The organism is Kitasatospora sp. NPDC086801 (assembly GCF_044745805.1).
Taxonomy (GTDB): Bacteria; Actinomycetota; Actinomycetes; order Streptomycetales; family Streptomycetaceae; genus Kitasatospora.
In genome coordinates this window covers 1-5,193 of record NZ_JBIVAX010000088.1, presented here as the reverse complement: position 1 = coordinate 5,193, position 5,193 = coordinate 1, and the positions used below count along the sequence as shown (strand labels likewise).

The 5,193-nt window shown below is 68.1% G+C and carries 2 protein-coding genes; both read right to left on the bottom strand.

All coding sequences use genetic code 11. The features are described from left to right. Positions 1 to 2,923 (bottom strand): type I polyketide synthase (locus ACIPLC_RS38010; RefSeq protein WP_400477635.1); only part of this gene is annotated, 2,923 nt, incomplete at its 3' end. Between the two features lie 44 nt (positions 2,924 to 2,967). Continuing rightward, on the bottom strand, positions 2,968 to 5,193 hold a 2,226-nt coding region (locus ACIPLC_RS38005), incomplete at its 5' end, for an SDR family NAD(P)-dependent oxidoreductase (RefSeq protein WP_400477634.1).

The following is a 5,193-nucleotide window of genomic DNA, read 5'->3' as shown; positions in this document are numbered from 1 at the left end:
CACGCACCACCAGCTCCACCAAACCGGCACCGGGAAACACCACCGCCTCGCCGACACAATGGTCGGCCAACCAAGGCTGAACTGCCACCGACAGCTGCCCCGTAAGCACCACACCATCCGAGTCGGCCAGCATCACGGCGGCCTTCAGCAGAGGGTGTTCAGCTGCAGTCAGTCCGGCGGCGGTCATGTCGCCGAGACCGGAGGCACCCTCCAGCCAGTACCGCTCGCGTTGGAAGGCATAGGTGGGCAAGTCGATCCGACGGGCGTCACGGTAGAAATCGGTCCACCCGACGGTGATGCCGACTGTGTGGGCCTCGCCGAGCGCATGAACCGCCTGTGACACTTCGTCGCGGTCTCGTCGCAGGATTGGTACGCACCGGGCTCCGGTGCCGAGGATCTCCTGGACCATCGGAGCGAGAACCGCATCCGGCCCCACCTCCACGAACCGCGTCACACCCTCAGCCGCCAACGCCTCCACCGCCGCACCGAACCGCACCGGCTCCCGCACCTGACCCACCCAGTAACCCGGATCCGTCAACTCCTCACCCACCACCGCACCAGTCACCGTCGACACGAACGGAACACGCGGCACCCCATACGACACCCCACCCGCCACCACCGCAAACTCAGCCAACATCGGCTCCATCAACACCGAATGAAACGCATGCGACACACGCAACCGCCGCGTCCGATAACCCTCCCCCGCCAACACCCCCACCACATCCAGCACAGCCCGCTCAACCCCCGAAATCACCACCGACTCCGGACCATTCACCGCCGCAATACCCACACCATCAACCAACACCGCGGCAACCACAGCCTCCGAAGCAGCCACCGCCACCATCGCCCCACCCAACGGCAACCCCTGCATCAACCGACCCCGCGCCACCACCAACCGCGCAGCATCAGCCAACGAGAACACCCCGGCCACATACGCCGCAGCCAACTCCCCAACCGAATGCCCCGCAACAAAATCCGGCCGCACCCCCCACGACTCCAACAAACGAAACAACGCCACCTCAACCGCGAACAACGCCGGCTGCGCATACCCCGTCTCATCCAGCAACCCCGCATCACCACCGAACACCACCCCACGCACCGGCACCTCCAAATGCCGATCCAACTCCCCACACACCTCATCCAACGCCGCACCGAACACCGGAAACACCCGCGCCAACTCAGCACCCATACCCAACCGCTGCACACCCTGCCCGGTGAACACCAACCCCGTCCGACCCCCCGACCGGGCCACACCCGCGACCACACCCGACGCCGGCTCCGCCGCCGCCACCGCACGCAACCCATCGAGGGCGGACTCCAAATCCTCCGCCAGGACCACCGCACGATGCTCCAGAGACGCCCGCGAGGACACCAGGGAGAAGCCGAGGTCGGGCAGGTCGACATCGGACCGTCCGGCCAGGCTGGCGAGGAGGTTACTGGCCTGCGCCCGCAGGGCCTGCGGGGTGTGCCCGGACACCGCGAGCGGCACCGGGTGCGCCCGACGCACCGGCTTGTCCGGCTCACTGCCCTGGTCCGCCGTGACCTGCTCAGCACTGGCCTGCTCGATGATGACGTGCGCGTTCGTACCACTGACCCCGAACGATGAGATCCCCGCCCGGCGCGGCTGTTCCCGCTCAGGCCATTCCTGGGCCTCGGTCAGCAGGCTGACGGCACCGGTGGACCAATCCACGTGGGACGACGGCGTGGTCACGTGCAATGTCTTGGGCAGCACGCCGTGCCGCATCGCCATGACCATCTTGATGATCCCACCGACACCCGCCGCCGCCTGCGTGTGGCCGATGTTCGACTTCAACGACCCCAGCCACAACGGCCGGTCATCAGAGCGCTCCTGACCATAAGTCGCCAGCAACGCCTGCGCCTCGATCGGATCACCCAACGTCGTGCCGGTGCCGTGGCCCTCTACTACGTCCACTTGAGTCGTCGACAGCCCCCCTGCGGCCAGCGCGTCCAGGATGACCTGCCGCTGGGACGGACCGTTTGGTGCGGTCAACCCGTTCGACGCCCCATCCTGGTTCACCGCCGATCCGGCTATGACTGCCAGCACGGGGTGACCGTTGCGGCGGGCGTCTGAGAGCCGTTCGAGCAGCAGCAGCCCCGCGCCCTCGGCCCAACCCGTGCCGTCGGCGCTATCCGAGAAGGACTTGCACCGCCCGTCCGAAGCCAGACCGCGCTGCTTGCTGAACCCGATGAACGCCCGCGGCGTGGACATCACCATCACACCGCCGGTCAAAGCCAGCGCACACTCACGCTGCCGCAGTGCCTGCGCCGCCAGGTGCAGGGCCGTCAGAGACGACGAGCACGCGGTGTCCACGGTCATGGCCGGGCCCTTGAATCCGAACGTGTAGGAGATCCGGCCGGCGATCACCGCGGCAGCGGTCGCCGTGGTCCGGTACGCCTCAGCTGCCTCCGGAACGGCGTCGAGAAGATGCACGTAGTCCTGGAAGCCGGACCCGGTGAACACGCCGACCTGCTCGCCACGCAGTGAGATCGGGTCGATGCCGACCCGCTCGCAGCTCTCCCAGGCGAGTTCGAGCAGCAGTCGCTGCTGCGGGTCCATGCTGAGGGCTTCCTTCGGCGAGATCCCGAAGAATGCCGGGTCGAATCCGGCAACGTCGTCGAGGAAACCGCCGTGGCGAACGTAGCTGCCCGCGTCCGGGTCCTCCAGCTCCGACGCGTCCCAACCCCGGTCCTGTGGGAACGGGGAGATCGCGTCACGTCCCTCAGCAACCAGCTGCCACAGGTCCTCGGGCGAGTTCACCCCTCCCGGGTACCGGCAGGCCATCGCGACGATCGCGACCGGCTCCGGCGCCTGGGCCTCGACCTCCTGCAGTCGACGCCGAGTCTGGTGCAGGTCAGCCGTGACCCGCTTCAGGTATTCCACGAGCTTCTCGTCGTTCGCCATGCCTGCCCTCACCAGATCCCTACCTTGCTGCCGGCTCTGCCGTCTCAGGCCATGCCGAGTTCGTTGTCAATGAAGTCGAAGAGGTCGTCCGCAGTGGCATCCGCCAGCCGCTCGGCGACCGGTTTGCTGTCGGAGCCCAGCCGTCCCAACAGCTGTTGCAGCCGCGCGACGATTCGAGTGCGCCCGATCTCGTCAGGACTCAGGCTCGACGCCGTCTGCTCGAGCCGTTCCAGCTGAACGAGGATCGGCGGCACCATCTGCTCCCTTCCCCCGCCGAGTTCCGAGCGGAGAAACTCGGCCAGTGCCGTGGGATTGGCATGGTCGAAGACCATCGTGGCTGGAAGCCGATGCCCCGTTGCCGTACTCAGCCTCGTACGCAGCTCGACTGCGGCGACGGAATCGAAGCCGAGGTCTTCAAACGGCCGCGTCCTGTCGATTTCGGAAACGTCGTCGTAGCCCAGCACCGCCGCGACGTGCTTCAGGACGGTCCGCAGCAACAGGTGGCGCTGCTCTGACTCGGACATCCCGGCCAACGACTGCACCAGTTCGGGTTCGGCTGACCGATCGGGCTCTTCGGCTGCATCGAGGAGCGCCCGCACCTCAGGGAGCGCATCCAGCAGAGGACGCGGACGGGCAAAGGTATAGGTGGGGACGAACCGTGGCCAGTCGAAGTCTGCGACCACCAACTGTTCGTCACCGCGGTCGAGCGCGTGCTGCAGGGCGAGGATGGCCATCTCCGGCTCCATCGCCGGTGCCCCGACCCGACGGGCAAGCGCCTCCAGTTCCTCGTCGACCATGCCGCTGCGCCAGGAACTCCAGGCAATCGACGTCGCAGCCGCGCCCCGTGCCCGGCGCGCCGCGCACAAGGCGTCGAGGAACGCGTTGGCCCGGCCATAGGCGGACTGCCCGGCCCCGCCCCACACACTGGCCCCGGAGGAGAACACCACGAAGGCATCGAGTGGCCGGTCACCGAGCACGACGTCCAGGTTGATCGCACCGGTGATCTTGGCATCCCCGATCCGGGCGAATTCCGCGAGTGTGAGGTCGCTGGCCGGGGTCAGATTCTGCATCACTCCAGCCGCGTGCACCACCGATGTGAGGTCGTCGCCCAGCGCATCCACCAGCCTCCGTACCGCAGTCCGGTCGGTGACGTCGCAAGCAGCTATCGTCACGCGGGTACCGAGCGCCTCCAGTTCCTTGGCCAGTTCGGCCATGCCCTCAGCGGCCGGCCCCCGGCGGCTGGTGAGCACCACGTGCGCCGCTCCACCAGCTGCCAGCCACCGGGCGACGTGCACGCCGAGCCCACCCGTGCCGCCTGTGACGAGCACAGTGCCCCTCGGCCGCCACACGGCCTCGGGTGTGTCACCCGCTGCCGCTCGCACCAAGCGCCTGGCGAACAGTCCCCGTGACCGCACAGCGACCGCGTCCTCACCGCCCGTTTCGGACAGCACAGCGCACAGCAACCGGATCTCCTGCTCACCGGGCCGAGCGGGCAGATCGACCATGCCGCCCCAGGTGCTCGGCGACTCCAGGGAGATGCTGAGCCCGAATCCCCACAGTGACGCCTGAAACGGGTGCCGGACGTGCTCACCCCGGTCGACAGCGACCGCCTCGGCCGTGACACACCACAGCCGCGCAGTCGAATCGAGATCGGCCAAGGCCTGCACGAGCGCGAGGGTTGTCGCACTCCCCCGGGTCACGGCCGGGTGTCGTGGCTCCGGTTCGTCGTCGAGGGCGAGCAGGGAGAGCACGCCGTCAGCTGTACGGCCTGGCAGGGCGTCGTGCAGCCGCTCGGCGAAGGCTTTACGGTCGGCGCCGGAGAGCTCCAGTAGCACGACCTCGGCTCCGTACTCGCGGAGCCCGTTGGCAACCTCGGCGGCCATGTCACCGGCGGTATCACTCGCCGGAACCGCAATCACCCAGAGACCACCGGGCCCCGTGGCCTTCGAAGTCGACACGGAACGCCAGGCGATGCGGTAGCGCAAGGAGTCCGCCAACGCGTGCTCACGCGTGCGTCGCCGCCACGCCGCCATCGCCGGGACTACGCCGTCCAGCGTCGTCACGTCCACCCGGAGCCGCCTGGCGAGGTCGGCCAGATCCTCCTGCTCAACCGCGGCCCAGAACTCGGCGTCGACGGGCTCGCCAGTGTTCTCCTGGGGAACGGCTGTGGTGTCCAGCCAGTAGCGACGACGTTGGAAGGCGTAGGTGGGCAGGTCGGTGTGTCGGGCGTGGCTGCCGGCGAAGTAGGCAGGCCAGTCCACCGGGACTCC